Raw genomic sequence first — 12,656 nt, 5'->3', positions numbered from 1 at the left:
AGCGGCCCGGCGTGCCTGCGGACGATCCATGCCCTTGGGCTCCGGGCGTGTGGGTTCTCAGTGCAGCGGGATCCCCGTCGCTGCCGCTTCCTCCTGCGCGCGCCGCTCGTCGCCGCTCAGGTTCGACAGCGGCTTCTCCTTGATGAACAGGACGGCGACGACCGCCAGCGCGGCGATCGGGGCGGCGATCAGGAACAGCTCCGCGGTCGCCGTGCCGTAGATGTCCTTCACGATGTCGAGCACCTGCGGGGGCAGCGCGCTCACGTCAGGCACCTCGGCAGCGCCGCCGCCCGCCGCCGCGCCGCCCAACTTCTCGGCGAAGCCCGAGGTCACCTTGCTGGCCAGGACGGCGCCCAGGGCGCTGACGCCGATCGCGCCACCCATGCTGCGGAAGAACGTCAGCGTCGAGGTGGCGGCGCCCAATTCCGCCGCGGGCACGTCGTTCTGCGCGGCCAGCACCAGGTTCTGCATCAGCATGCCGACGCCGATGCCCAGCACCGCCATGTGCACCGAGATGACCAGGACGCTGGTGGTCGCGCCGATCGTGCTCAGCAGCAGCATGCCGATCGTCATGACGATGGCCCCGGCGACCAGGTAGATCTTCCACTTGCCGGTCTTCGTGATAAGTGCTCCGGCAACGACCGAGGACACCAGCAGACCGAAAATCATCGGCAGGCTCATGAGACCGGCGACCGTCGGGGACTTACCGAGCGCGACTTGGAAGTACTGCGACAGGAACACCGTGCCGCCGAACATGGCCACGCCGACCAGCACGCTGGCGATGATCGTCAGGGTGACGGTGCGGTTGCGGAAGATGCCGAGCGGGATGATCGGCTCCTCGGCACGGGATTCGACCCACACCGCCAGCGCCAGCAGCACGACACCGCCGGCCACGAACGCCGCGGTCGCGCCGGACGCCCAGTCGAAGTGCTGCCCGGCCAGGGTCGACCAGATCAGCAGGGTGCTGACACCGGCCGTGATGAGGAAGGCGCCCAGCCAGTCGATCTTCACGCCGGGGCGTCGTACGGAAGGAAGGTGGAGGGTCTTCTGCAGCAGCGCGATCGCTGCGACCGAGAACGGCACGCCGATGAAGAAGCACCAGCGCCAGCCCAGCCACGACGTGTCCACCATGACGCCGCCGATCAGCGGGCCGGCGATGGTCGCGACGCCGAAGACCGCACCGAACATGCCGGAGTAGCGGCCCATCTCGCGCGGCGGGATGATGGCCGCGAGCACGATGGTGGCCAGCGCGGTCATGCCGCCGGCGCCGATGCCCTGCACCACGCGGCTGACGATCAGCACGCCGACGTCGGGCGTGAAGCCGGCGATCAGCGAGCCGGCCACGAAGAGCAGCAGCGAGATCTGAATCAGCAGCTTCTTGTTGTACAGGTCGGCCAGCTTGCCCCAGAGCGGCACGGTGGCCGTCATCGCCAGCAGTTCGGTGGTGACGATCCAGGTGTAGACGGACTGGCTGCCGTCGAGGTCGGCGATGATCCGCGGCAGCGCGTTGGACACGACTGTCGAGGCCAGGATCGCGACGAACATGCCGAGCATCAGGCCGGACAGGGCCTGGACGACCTCGCCCCGCGACATCCGTTCGCCGGAGGTCCCGTCGGCCGAGGCGGCCTTGTCGGCCGCTTCCGCGGTGATCGGCACGCCGCCGAGGGCGACGGCGTCCTCGGCCACGGTGGCTTTCGCGCGGAGGGCCGGATCCGGTCGATCGGGCGGACTGGTGAGTGTCATCGCATGACTTCCTCGTGAGTGGGTGCCAGGCCCTTCTCGAGAACCTCGAAGGTCTCCCGGACCAGGTCGTACAGGTTGTCGCCGGTGGTGGCCCAGCGCATCATGGCGGTGCGGAACGCGGCCCCGGCCAGAGTGGCGGCGAGCTGCGGGAAGAGGTCGTCGGTGGACAGCCCGGTCCGGGCGGCAACGGCCACGACGGTTTCCTCCTCGGCGCACTCGCCCCGGGCGACCAGCAGCGGCAGCAGCGACGGGTTGCTCTTGATCACCCGGAGCCGGGTCACCCAGAGGTCGCGTTCGCTCTGGATCTCGGCGATGTCCGCGCTCATGGCCTGGAGGATCGCCGGCACCAGCGGCACGTCGGCCGGCACCGCCAGCAGGCGGTCGTGCATCGACGGCCCGTGCGGCAGCGGCCCGCCGAGTAGCGCGTCGTCCTTGGTGGCGAAGTAGTTGAAGAACGTGCGGGGGGAAACGTCAGCCGCCTCGCTGATGTCCTCCACCGTGACGTGCTCGAGGCCGCGCTCGTCGACCAGGCGCAGGGTCGCCGCCATCAGGGCCGCGCGCGTCTGCTGCTTCTTGCGATCGCGACGAGTCGGCGCCGCGGGTTCGGTTTCGGCCACACCGGCAGGCTAGAACCAAAGTTGCAGCAGCTGCAAACTTTTACCGACTGCAGGTGACGCGCGTTACCCCGGGGTGCCACCGCCTCCCCCTCCCACCCCGGGACGTGGCGCGACGCTACGCGGTTGTCAAGGTCGGAGGACGAGGTTGTCCACAGGGCGCGCGGTCAGGAGAGGCGCAGGAATTCGGTGCAGCGCGACCACAGCAGGTCGGTGGCCAGGTGGTCGTGGTCGGGCAGGTCCTCGTCCATCCACAGATGGCCCACGGCCGGGTAGCGGTACACCTCGAAAATCGCGCCCGCCGCGTCCATGGCGTCGGCCCAGCCGGTGATGGCGGGGGCCGGCACGAAATCGGGGTCGGGGTCGGCCACGTGCAGTTGAGCGCGCAGGCCGGGCGGAATCCGGGCAGCGGTGATCGCGGCGCCGGAGAGCAGCAGCAGGCCTGCGGTGTGCGGGCGCTCGGCCAGCAACTCGTCGGCCACGCCCGTACCCATGGAGAAGCCGGCCAGAACGGTGCGCGGTGGCATGTCTCGGAGCGTGGCCCGGGCCCGGCCGACGATCTCGGGCCAGCCCACCTTGTCGGCCAAGGCGGCCGCCTGCTCGAACGAATTCGCCGGCGGTAGCCCGTACAGATCGGGGGTCACGACGGTGTGGCCGGCCGCGCGCAACCGCTCGGCCGCGCCGAGCACCGACGGCCGCAACCCGTAGAGGGAGTGGAAGATCGCGACCGACGCCATACGTCAATGGTGCCGCAGGGCCAAATCAGGCGGACTGGCGACTACTGATCTTCAGGAGCAGGCCCTCAGGCGTGCGGACGTGAAGCTGCTCGCCGTAGTCGCGGTCGGTGCCGACCTCGTCGACCGGGACGCCGGCCCGGTGCAACTGGGACTCGAGCTCGGCCAGCGGCATCGACGCGTCGAACGTCAGCTCGACCTTGTCCTCGCCGCGGCCGCGGTCGGGCGGCCGGGTGAGCAGGCCGATCTGGGTCGTGCCGAGCTGCATGAGCACCCAGTCGGTGTCCTCGCCGCCGTGGATGACCTCGCCGCCCAGATGGCGGTAGAACGCGATGGACGCGGCCAGGTCGTCCACATGCAGCATCGGGCGCAGCAGCAGCCCCGGATCCGTCGACGTCGCCATGCCCGCTTCCTCCCTTTTGCCGGAATCTCTCGCGGAGGATCAACGATCAGTCGTTCAGCTGGGTGTGCTCGATCTCGGCGAGTGCCGCGGTGAGGATCTCGTGCGGCGGGCGGGCGCCGAGCAGATGGGCCAGCAGCAGCGCGGCGTGGCGGGTCAGCTCGTCGGGCTTGGGCGGCTCGGTCTCGTCGTCGAGCACGCCGAGGGCGGCGGCCAGCAGGTAGAGGACGACCATGGCGTCGGTCGCCGGATGCCAGGAGGCGGCCGAGCGTACGCATTGCGCCAGCACCTCGCGCACGGCGTCGCTGTCGAGGCCGTCGGGGTGAGCCCGCTCGAGCAGCAGGCGGGTGGCTGTGCCGAGGATGAGACCGGTCTGGCCCTGCTCGAGTGTGGCCAGCCCGGCCGCGGCGGACTCGAAGGCCTCGCCGTCGCGGGCCTGGGCCGCGACCACGGCCGTGGTGGCCGCGGCCGCGATCGGCCGGGCCGGCGCCGGTAGGTGCCGCCAGTTGTGATCCATGCCAGGACCCTAACGACCTGGCAGGGTGGGGCCCATGCCGAGTCAACTCCAGCAAGCCATGGCCGCGCGGGTCGAGCGCGGCGATTTTCCCGGTCTGGTGGCCCTGGTGGCCCGCGGCGACGACGTGTGGGTCGAGACGGCCGGCGTCACCGAGTTCGGCGGCGACGTGCCGATGCGCCGCGACACGCTGTTCCGCATCACCTCGATGACCAAGCCCGTGCTGGCCGCCGTCACGATGATGCTGGCCGAGGACGATGTGCTCGACCTGGAGGAGCCGGTCGCCCGCTTCCTGCCCGAGTTGGCCGGCCAGCAGGTGCTGGTCCGCCCGGACGGCCCGATCGAGGCCACGGTTCCGCCCGAGCGCCCGGTCACCGTGGAGGATCTGCTGACCTTCACGCTCGGCTTCGGCATCGTGGTCGGTCCCGAGGGTGAGGTCGACCCGCCGTACCCGATCGTGCGGGCCTGGCGCGATCTCGACCTGCGGCTGTCCGAACCCGAGCCGCGCACCGGGCTCGGCCCCGACGAGTGGATCCGGCGTTTCGGGTCGCTGCCGCTGATCCACCAGCCGGGGGAGCAGTGGATGTACAACGCCGGCACCCAGGTGCTCGGCGTGCTGCTGGCCCGGGCGTCGGGCCGGCCCCTCGGCGAGCTGCTGCGGGAGCGGTTGTTCGCACCCCTCGGCATGCGTGACACCGGCTTCTGGCAGCCCGCCGACCGGGTCGCCGGGCTGCCGGTCCACTACCAGACCGACAGCGCGACCGGCCGGTTGAGCCGTTCCGAGATCGAGCCGCTCCAGGTGTGGAGCGCCCCGCCGGCGTTCCCGAACGGGTCGGCCGGCCTGCTGTCGACGGCCGACGACTATCTGGCCTTCGCCCGCCTGCTGCTCGAAGGCGGCGTCCACGGCGGCACCCGGCTGCTCTCCGAGAAGTCCGTGGCCGCGATGACCACCAACCACCTCACCGACGAGCAGATCGCCGGCGGTGGCTTCTTCCTCGACGGCCAGGGCTGGGGCTACGGTCTCGCCGTGACGGTCCGCGACGACGAGGTGGGTGGCCCCGGTCGCTACGGCTGGGCCGGCGGGTACGGCACCGACTGGTTCACCGACCCGCGCGAAGATCTGATCTTCATCGTGCTCAGCCAGGTCAGCGATCTGCTGTGGAACGGCGCGCTGCCCGAGTTCAGTAAGCTGGCCTACGGAACGGGGCGGGAGCGGCCTGGGGAGGCTTGATGACCAGTCTCGACGCGGTGACGGCGTGGGTCGCCAACTACCGCAAGGCGTGGGAGTCCAACGATCCGCGGCACATCGCCGACCTCTTCGCCTCCGACGCCGCCTATTTCACCGAGCCGTACGCGAAACCGTGGCTCGGCCGGGCCGCGATCGTCGAACAATGGTTGAAGATCAAGGATGATCCGGGCACCACGACCTTCGAGTGGCACCCGGTGCTCGTCACCGAGGATCTCGCGATCATCGAGGCGACGACGCATTATCCGGACGACACCTACAGCAATTTGTGGGTGCTCCGGCTCGACAATTTGGGTCAGGCGCGCCAATTCACCGAATGGTGGATGAAACACCCGCACGACAAATGATCAATCGGTCGCGGCGACCGGGACGGTCAGGCGCGATTGTGCGCAGTGGACGGTGTGGTCCTGCGGCCACAGCGTGTGGGCCTCGGCCGGGGCGCCCGGTGTGCCGAGGTTGCGGGCGAACCGGGGGAACGAGCCACCCGAGACCTGCAGGCGCAGGCGGTGCCCGGCTGCGAGGCGGTGGAAGCACGGGTCGAGCACGAGCGACAGGCGCTGCACCTCGCCGGCGGGCACGGCCGGATCGAGCCGCAACATGCAGTCGGCGAAGTTCCGGGAGCGGCCGCGCTGGTCGACGTCGCAGAGCCGGGCGAACACGTCCGCGTGGGCCGGGTCGACGGCCACGGCCAGTTCGAGCGTGGGCGAGCCGTTGACGTCGACGGCGGTCGGCAGCGGGTCGGTCGTGAAGGTGAGGACGTCGGGGCGGGCCTCCAGCCGGCGGTTGTCCTTCACGCCCATCGAGCCGGTGAGCGTACGCCCGCCTACGGTCGGCGTCGGGTCGGCCGGGTCGTAGCGGAAGCTCAGCGTCTCGCCCGCCGGCGACTCGAGCGGGGACACGGCAGCCGGGGGAGTCGCCGGCTCACCGGCCACGGGCGGGGGAGTGGCCGCCAGGGTCAGCGTGCCGTCGGCGTGCAGTTGGAAGACGGCCGGGGCCGACGCGGGTGGCCAGGAGGCCAGGCCGTGCCAGCGGCGCTCGCCGGTGCGGAAGACGTGCACCGCGGAGCGGCGGGCCCGCGGGCCCTCGGCCAGGTGCTGGTCGAGCCAGGCCAGGCTCTCGCGGGCCACCGTCGCGGCGCCCTGCACGCCCAGTTGGAGGTGGGTCCACGGGCCGACGGTCAGGCCCACCTCGACGTCGCGGGCGCGCAGGGCCTCGTACTGCTGAAGGGTTTGCTCGAGGAAGAGGTCCTGCCATCCGCCGATCAGCAGCACCGGCGTCTCGACCTTGCTCAGCGCGCCGCCCGCCCGGTACGGCTGCCACCAGGGATCGTCGCCGTCGGGGTGGGAGAGCCACTCGCGGTACCAGGGCGCACGCCCGCGCAGCACCGGGCCGGCCGCGTCCGGCAACGGCAAACCCTGCAGCGCGGGCCGGAGCCGCCGCGACGCCGAGATGCCGCTGGCCCCCCGGCGCAGCAGTCCACCGTCCTCCTGATGGGCGATCATGTCGCTCCAGCCCAGGAAGTCGCCGACGGTGAACGCGCCGGTGCCGAAGACGGCCTCGCGGAAGTCGTGGGGAGCGACATAGACGACGGCTGCCCGCAATTCCGGCGGCGGGTCCTGCAGGAGCGCCCACTGGTTCCAGCCCAGGTACGACGCGCCCAGGGTGGCCAGCCGGCCGTCGAACCACGGCTGTTCCCGCAGCCAGGCGACGGTGTCCTGGCCGTCCGCGGCCTCCTGGGCCATCGGCTCGAAGCGGCCGCCCGAGCCGAACGTCCCCCGCACACTCTGGATGATCACGTGGTAGCCACGCGCCGCGAACAGCCGGCCGTTCAGCGCCGACGAGGGAAAGCCGCGGCCGTACGGCGTACGGATCAGAACCGTCCCCCGGGGCCGGGCGGTGACCGGCGCGAAGTGGTCGCCCAGCAGCACCACGCCGTCGCGCATCGGTGTGCGCACCGCCGCCGTCACATAGTCGTTCGCCGCCGGGCTCTGCCGCACCAGGCGGCCGAGCGTGGCATCCGCGATTCGCTGCCGGATCGAGTTCGCCATGACGCTCCTTGATCAATTCTTGCGGTGCCCGGAAACCATAGGCGTAATGCGAAAGCGAGCGCTATTCGAGCCTTACTCGGATGTGCGATTTTCCGGCCGGAAGGGCAGACTGCCACGGTGGAGGTTCGGCAGGCTCTCGGCGGCCGCTACACATTGCTGAGTGAACTCGGCAGGGGTGGCATGGCCGTGGTGTGGCGCGCCCGCGACGAGGTGCTGGGTCGCCCGGTCGCGGTCAAGGTGCTGGCCGGCCGATTCGCCGGCGACCCGCAGTCACGCGCCCGCATCCGCGAGGAAGCCCGCTCGGCGGCGACCCTGTCGCATCCCAACATCGCCCAGGTCTACGACTACGGCGAGGCCGACCATCTTCCGTACGTCGTGATGGAACTGGTCAACGGGCCGACGCTCCAGCAGCGGGCGTCGTCCGGGCCGCTGCCGCCGCGCACGATCTTCCGCATCTGCGGCGAGGTCGCGGCGGCGCTGGCCGCGGCCCACGAGCACGGCCTGGCCCACCGCGACATCAAGATGGCCAACATCATGGTCACGCCGACCGGTGTGAAGGTGGTCGACTTCGGCATCGCGGCCGCGGTGGGGCCCGCCGCTCCGGAGGACAGGCTGGTCGGCACCCCCGCCTACCTGGCCCCCGAGCGTCTCACCGGCGACGCGGTCGAGCCGGCCTCCGACATCTACGCGCTCGGTGTGCTGCTCTACCGGCTGCTCGCCCACGAGTCACCGTGGAGTGTCGAAAGCACGACCCAGATGCTCGAGGCCCACGTGTACGTCGAGCCGGCTCCGCTGCCGCAGCTGCCGGGCGTGCCGGCCGCGGTCGCCGAGCTGGTCGACTGCTGCCTGCGAAAAGATCCCGCCATGCGACCGACCGCGACCGAGGTGGCGGCCACGCTGGGTGACGCGGCCGAGGCGGCGGCGGCCGATGTCGTACGCGAGGACGACGAACCCACGTCGGTCCGGGTGCCACGGCCCGCGCCGCCCGCCGAGGCGCTGCGCTACCGGGCCCAGCCCACCGTCGTGGCGCGGCCCAACGACCGTCCGATCGTGGCCGGCGCCCCGGCCACGCGAGGCAACCTGGGTGAGTCGTCCCGGTTCGACCGGCCGCACAACTCGGTCTGGCCGGCCACCGCGCTCGACCGGCCGGCGCGCGGCTCACGCCGGCGGTTCGAAACGGGTCTGGCCGGTGGGCCCGCCGTCAGCCGGAAACAGCTGCTGGCCGGTGGGGCCGTCGCCGTCGTGGCCGCGGCCGGGCTGGTGATCTGGCTCGTCGTCGCCGGCTCCGAGGCCGAGAAGCAGCAGCAGGACGCGGGCGCCCCGGTCCTCCCGGTCGTGCCCACCACCACGGTCAGCGCGCCGGTCGGGTCCACGGCGGGCGCGAGCTGGCCCGGCGGTGCTGCCCCCGCGGTCACCGGGGAGCCCGGTCGCGGCGTGATCGTGGGCAGCGGGCCGGTGCCGTCACGCGCACCCTCCGCGGCGCAGCCGGGTTCGCCCGATGTGACCCGGCCGCCCTCGCCGAGCACGTCGGGTGAGCCGTCGCTGTCACCTTCGGCGGTGGCGCCGCCCCCGGGCAAGCGGCTCGAATCGCCCGGCGGGGCCGTCCGGGCCACCTGCGCCCAGGGCAAGGCCACGTTGACCGAGCCGGAGCCGGCCGACGGTTTCACGGCGCAGTTCATCGAGGCCGGTCCGGCCTTCACCGCCCGGATCCTGTTCACCGGGGCCAAGGCGAAATACCGGATGGCCGTCACGTGCGTGGGAGAGACGCCGACCCCTGTGGTGCTGCCCCTCTGACGGTTGATGCCCGGTGGTCAGCCGCGCAGGGTCCGGCTCGGGGCCTCGCCGTACTCGGCGCGGTATTCGGCGGCGAACCGGCCCAGGTTGGCGAAACCCCAGCGCCGGGCCGATTCCTGCACGGTGACGCCGCCGGCCCGCAGCTCGCGGTGCACGCGTTCCAGGCGTACGCGTCGCAGGTACCCCATGGGGGTGACCTCGAGGTGGCGGCGGAACGCGCTCTGCAACGCACGGATGCCGACACCGGCCGCGTCAGCGATCTCGCGGACGGTCAGCGGGCTCGCGGGATGCTCCTCGATGAAGGCGGTCGCCCGCCGCAGCACCCCCGGGCCCACCTGACCGCCGTCCGGGCCGACGTTTCCGATCATGGACGTGTTGGGGAACACCGAGATCACCGTGGCGGCCACGAGGCGCAGGAGTTGGCTTGTCACCAACGGCGGCGGCTCGGCGCCGGGTGTGCTCAGCTGTCGCCACACGAAGTCCGCGGTCTGCACCCACAGCCGGCGTGCCTGCTCGGACACCGGCGTCATCCCGGTGAACTCCAGCTTCTCGGCCGGGAGGCCGGTGGCGGCCTCGGCCAGTTCCCCGGCGACTTCGACGGGTAATCGCAGGAGGACGAGCACGGCATCGTCGTACTCGCCGGTGATCGGAGTGTCGGGCGGGAACAGCATGCCCTGCATGCGCGGCAACGACACGGTTTCGCCCGGCCTCTTGAGACAGGCGCCGCCCTCGGCGATGAAGCCGGTCAGCAGGAACGGCATGGGCTCGGCCTCGGCCCGGTAGCGCACCCCACCGAACCGGATCAGTGTGCTGTCGATGTCGCCGTAGAGGCTTTCGTGGAAGCGCAGGTCGACCGCGTCCGGGTCGTCGAACGAGACTCGGGCCCGGTGCCGGGCGATGCGGCTGATGGCTTCGGCGGCGACGTTGCGGTCCCGGGTCCGCACGTCGAACCGTTCCGGCTTTGCTGTGAGTGCCATGGGTTCCCTTTCGCGGCCGCGGGGGCGGCACGCCTACCCCAGAACACCTACGGTGTAACGCTCCGCTCGGCAAGTCGGCACGCTGCGTGTCGCCCGCTGGTATGTCGCTGCGATCCAGGGCACGCTTCGGTTACCACCACCAAGGGGCCGGGTAGGACAGGCGCGAGCCCGGAGGGAAGGGGAAGCGAAATGGCAAGCGACGATGTGAACACCGAGGCCGAAGAGGGTCGCCGTGACCGCCGGTTCCACGGCGGCGCCCCCGCACACCTCGACGACGACGAGCTGGCTCGCCGCACCGACGAGGAGCGGGCCGACGCCGGGGTCATCGACTACAACCCCAGCGACGTCCCCGCCGCCACCGACGACCCGGTGCCGTTCGACCCGCAGGCGGACAACGGCGAGCAGGACATCGAAAGCGTCACCGCCCGCCAGGAGGCGGAAGGCGAGACCACCCCGCTCAGCGCGGACAACCCGTTCCCGCCTACGCGCTACGCCGAGTCATGAGGTCGTTCATCCAGCCGTAGTCCAGCGCGTCCGCCACGGCGGCGTACGTGCCCGAGGTCAGCGCCTCCTGGGTGGCCCGCCGGACCGTCGCGTACGCCGCCTGGGCGACCACCGAGCCCAGGCTCACCCGAGCCACGCCCAGCGCCGCCAGCTCGGCGACGCTCGGGCCGGCCGGCGATCCGATCAGGACGTTCAGCGGCGCCGGAAGCCGCACCAGCTCGCGGATGACGGCGGGATCGACCACCCCCGGGACGAAGATGCCGTCGGCCCCCGCCGCCACCCGCATCCGCTTCGCGGTCTCCTGCCTGTGGGAGGTGCTGGCGGCCGTACGCGTCCTGCGCGCCCCCGGCGTGCCCGCGCTCTACCGCGACTGGGCCGGCCGGGCGCACCTACCGGCCGACAGCCTGCTCGGCGCCTTGGTGGCGCCGCCCGGCGGCTACGCCCCCGACTTCCTGACCCCGCCGCCCACCGGCCTGGCCGCCGACCTGTCCACGGAACTGGCGACCCTGCGTGCCACCCCACCGGAGGTGGTCCGCGTCCACCTGGACCTGATGCCCGCCCCCGTGGCCGGCCTCTACGCCGACCCGAGCGCCGGCCTGTCCCGCCTGTCCGACGAGATCGAGGCGTTCTGGCACACCGCGGTGGCTCCCACCTGGCCCAGAATCAAATCGCTGCTCGACGCCGAGATCCACTACCGCGCCCGCCGCCTGGCCGGGGAGGGCACAGCGGGCGTGCTGGCCGACCTGCACCCTCAGGTCACCTGGCACAACGGCACCCTGCACATCAATCAGCCCCACTGCGCGGCCGCCGACGTCCCCACCGGCGCCGGCCTGATCCTGATCCCCTCGATCTTCGTCTGGCCCACGGTCCTGAGCGTCTCCGCCGGCCCCGTCCCGCAACTGGCCTACCCCGCCCGAGCCGCGGCCACGTTGTGGGAGGCCTCACCCGCAGTCCCCGACGCCCTGACGGCCCTGATCGGCCGCAGCCGAGCCCGGATGCTGGTGGAGCTGTCCGCCCTACTCTCCACAACAGACCTGTCCCACCGCACAGGCATCACCCCTGGCGGCGTCTCCCAGCACCTGACCACTCTGCGAGCCGCCGGCTTGGTGACAACCCACCGCCAAGGCCGCTCGCTGCTCAACACCCGAACCCCAGCAGCCGAAGCCCTGATGGCAGCCACTGGCAATCAACCGCCATCGTTTCCAGTCGAGCCGTCAGCCGGTGGGCATATCCACGGGTAGACCGGCCGCCGAAGCCGCTTCGGCCAGCCGTTTGTCGTAGGTCACGAACGACGTCAGTCGATCCTGATCCTTCAGGCGTAGGCCGGTGGCCAGGTGAATGGCGTCGAGACTGCGCACGGTAGGCGGGGTGACCGTCTGGGTGACGATGCCCTTGCGGGAACTTCGCAGAGTCTCCTGTGCTCGGCTGGTCAGGTGAGACGTACCCCGTCGAGGAGCATGGTCAGTCCTCGCTCGTAGTACTCCTGCTCGTCGGGCAGGCCAAGGAAGAAGTCGGCGGTTTCGGTCAGGTTGGGGTAGTCCTGCGGGGACAGCGACTTCAGTCGCGCGCGCTTGGCGGTGAGCAGGGACTCCCGCAGGGCCGGGTCGGCGGCGGGGTCACCCGGCTGGCGGATCACCAACCCGATCAGCGCGTTGAGCAGGAAGATGCTTAGCTGGGCGGCGGCCACCGGGGAGTGCCCCTCGGCGCGCAGCAGTGCGATGACCCGCTCGGCCAGATCGATGCCGGCGTCCGTGCGCATGAAGCGGGTCGGCGTGATCTCGGCGAGGGCGGGGTGCGCACGCAGGACGCGCAGCAGAGCCGTCATCACGGTTCGCAGGTCGGCCTTGCCGCTGGCGGTCAGGTCGACCTCGCCGAGGATCCGTTCGATCAGCGCGTCGAGCAGGGCGTCTTTGTCCTTGAAGTGCCAGTACAGCGCCATGGGTGTGACGTTCCAGGCGGCGGCGACCCGGCGCAGCGTGACGGCGTCGAGTCCGTCGGCGTCGGCGAGGGCGAGGGCGGTCGACAGGACCTCGTCGCGGTGGAGTCGTTCGGAGGCTGGGGGTCGGGGTGGCATGCGGCTTA

At 71.5% G+C, this 12,656-nt stretch carries 15 protein-coding genes; 5 read left to right on the top strand and 10 right to left on the bottom strand.

Annotation, left to right across the window (positions count from 1 at the left end):
* Positions 1-57 precede the first annotated feature (57 nt).
* The 5 genes from LXN57_RS04755 to LXN57_RS04735 all read right to left on the bottom strand — a co-directional run bounded on the left by LXN57_RS04755 (position 58) and on the right by LXN57_RS04735 (position 4,008).
* Positions 58-1,743: an MDR family MFS transporter gene (locus LXN57_RS04755; protein ID WP_251796751.1), complete on the bottom strand. Its 1,686-nt coding sequence runs from the start codon at positions 1,741-1,743 to the stop codon at positions 58-60.
* The gene (locus LXN57_RS04750; RefSeq protein WP_251796750.1) at positions 1,740-2,360 is read right to left on the bottom strand and encodes a TetR/AcrR family transcriptional regulator; all 621 of its coding nucleotides are present in this window, start codon (positions 2,358-2,360) and stop codon (positions 1,740-1,742) included. The genes LXN57_RS04755 and LXN57_RS04750 overlap by 4 nt, the downstream gene beginning before the upstream one ends.
* Before the next feature lie 164 nt (positions 2,361-2,524).
* Positions 2,525-3,094 carry a dienelactone hydrolase family protein gene (locus LXN57_RS04745; RefSeq protein WP_251796749.1) on the bottom strand — a complete coding sequence of 190 codons (570 nt, stop codon included), beginning with the start codon at positions 3,092-3,094 and terminating at the stop codon, positions 2,525-2,527.
* Between the two features lie 25 nt (positions 3,095-3,119).
* Positions 3,120-3,494 (bottom strand): VOC family protein, encoded by a 375-nt coding sequence (locus LXN57_RS04740; RefSeq protein WP_251796748.1) that lies wholly within the window; start codon positions 3,492-3,494, stop codon positions 3,120-3,122.
* Between the two features lie 46 nt (positions 3,495-3,540).
* The gene (locus LXN57_RS04735; RefSeq protein ID WP_251796747.1) at positions 3,541-4,008 is read right to left on the bottom strand and encodes a hypothetical protein; all 468 of its coding nucleotides are present in this window, start codon (positions 4,006-4,008) and stop codon (positions 3,541-3,543) included.
* Positions 4,009-4,042: 34 nt separating this feature from the next.
* Here LXN57_RS04735 and LXN57_RS04730 point away from each other — a divergent pair, with 34 nt between their 5' ends.
* Positions 4,043-5,236, top strand: a complete 1,194-nt coding sequence (locus LXN57_RS04730; protein ID WP_251796746.1) for a serine hydrolase domain-containing protein — start codon at positions 4,043-4,045, stop codon at positions 5,234-5,236.
* Positions 5,236-5,598, top strand: a complete 363-nt coding sequence (locus LXN57_RS04725; protein WP_251796745.1) for a YybH family protein — start codon at positions 5,236-5,238, stop codon at positions 5,596-5,598. Before LXN57_RS04730 ends, LXN57_RS04725 begins: the two co-directional genes overlap by 1 nt.
* Here the strand turns inward: LXN57_RS04725 and LXN57_RS04720 are convergent, their stop codons facing one another.
* The gene (locus LXN57_RS04720; RefSeq protein WP_251796744.1) at positions 5,599-7,299 is read right to left on the bottom strand and encodes a CocE/NonD family hydrolase; all 1,701 of its coding nucleotides are present in this window, start codon (positions 7,297-7,299) and stop codon (positions 5,599-5,601) included.
* A 117-nt stretch (positions 7,300-7,416) separates the two neighbouring features.
* On the opposite strand from LXN57_RS04720, the gene LXN57_RS04715 reads away from it, so the two are divergent.
* On the top strand, positions 7,417-9,093 hold the full coding sequence (locus tag LXN57_RS04715) for a serine/threonine-protein kinase (RefSeq protein ID WP_251796743.1): 1,677 nt from the start codon (positions 7,417-7,419) through the stop codon (positions 9,091-9,093).
* Positions 9,094-9,110: 17 nt separating this feature from the next.
* Here LXN57_RS04715 and LXN57_RS04710 read toward each other — a convergent pair whose 3' ends face one another.
* On the bottom strand, positions 9,111-10,070 hold the full coding sequence (locus LXN57_RS04710; protein ID WP_251796742.1) for an AraC family transcriptional regulator: 960 nt from the start codon (positions 10,068-10,070) through the stop codon (positions 9,111-9,113).
* A 189-nt stretch (positions 10,071-10,259) separates the two neighbouring features.
* Between LXN57_RS04710 and LXN57_RS04705 the strand changes: the two genes are divergently transcribed.
* The gene (locus LXN57_RS04705) at positions 10,260-10,574 is read left to right on the top strand and encodes a hypothetical protein (protein ID WP_251796741.1); all 315 of its coding nucleotides are present in this window, start codon (positions 10,260-10,262) and stop codon (positions 10,572-10,574) included.
* Here LXN57_RS04705 and LXN57_RS04700 read toward each other — a convergent pair.
* A complete protein-coding gene (locus tag LXN57_RS04700; protein ID WP_251796740.1) occupies positions 10,552-10,860 on the bottom strand; it encodes an isocitrate lyase/phosphoenolpyruvate mutase family protein in 309 nt (102 codons plus the stop codon). The genes LXN57_RS04705 and LXN57_RS04700 overlap by 23 nt on opposite strands.
* Between LXN57_RS04700 and LXN57_RS04695 the strand changes: the two genes are divergently transcribed.
* The gene (locus LXN57_RS04695) at positions 10,832-11,815 is read left to right on the top strand and encodes an ArsR/SmtB family transcription factor (RefSeq protein WP_251796739.1); all 984 of its coding nucleotides are present in this window, start codon (positions 10,832-10,834) and stop codon (positions 11,813-11,815) included. The genes LXN57_RS04700 and LXN57_RS04695 overlap by 29 nt on opposite strands.
* On the opposite strand, the gene LXN57_RS04690 is transcribed toward LXN57_RS04695, so the two are convergent.
* On the bottom strand, positions 11,789-11,932 hold the full coding sequence (locus LXN57_RS04690; RefSeq protein WP_251796738.1) for a PIN domain-containing protein: 144 nt from the start codon (positions 11,930-11,932) through the stop codon (positions 11,789-11,791). The two genes, LXN57_RS04695 and LXN57_RS04690, sit on opposite strands and share 27 nt — an antisense overlap.
* A gap of 71 nt (positions 11,933-12,003) precedes the next feature.
* Positions 12,004-12,648: a TetR/AcrR family transcriptional regulator gene (locus tag LXN57_RS04685; protein ID WP_251796737.1), complete on the bottom strand. Its 645-nt coding sequence runs from the start codon at positions 12,646-12,648 to the stop codon at positions 12,004-12,006.
* Positions 12,649-12,656 lie beyond the last annotated feature (8 nt).

The organism is Paractinoplanes hotanensis (genome assembly GCF_023717965.1).
GTDB classification, from domain to species: Bacteria; Actinomycetota; Actinomycetes; order Mycobacteriales; family Micromonosporaceae; genus Actinoplanes; species Actinoplanes polyasparticus.
The sequence above is the reverse complement of the archived record's forward strand: the minus strand, read 5'-3'. Positions and strand labels throughout refer to the sequence as shown.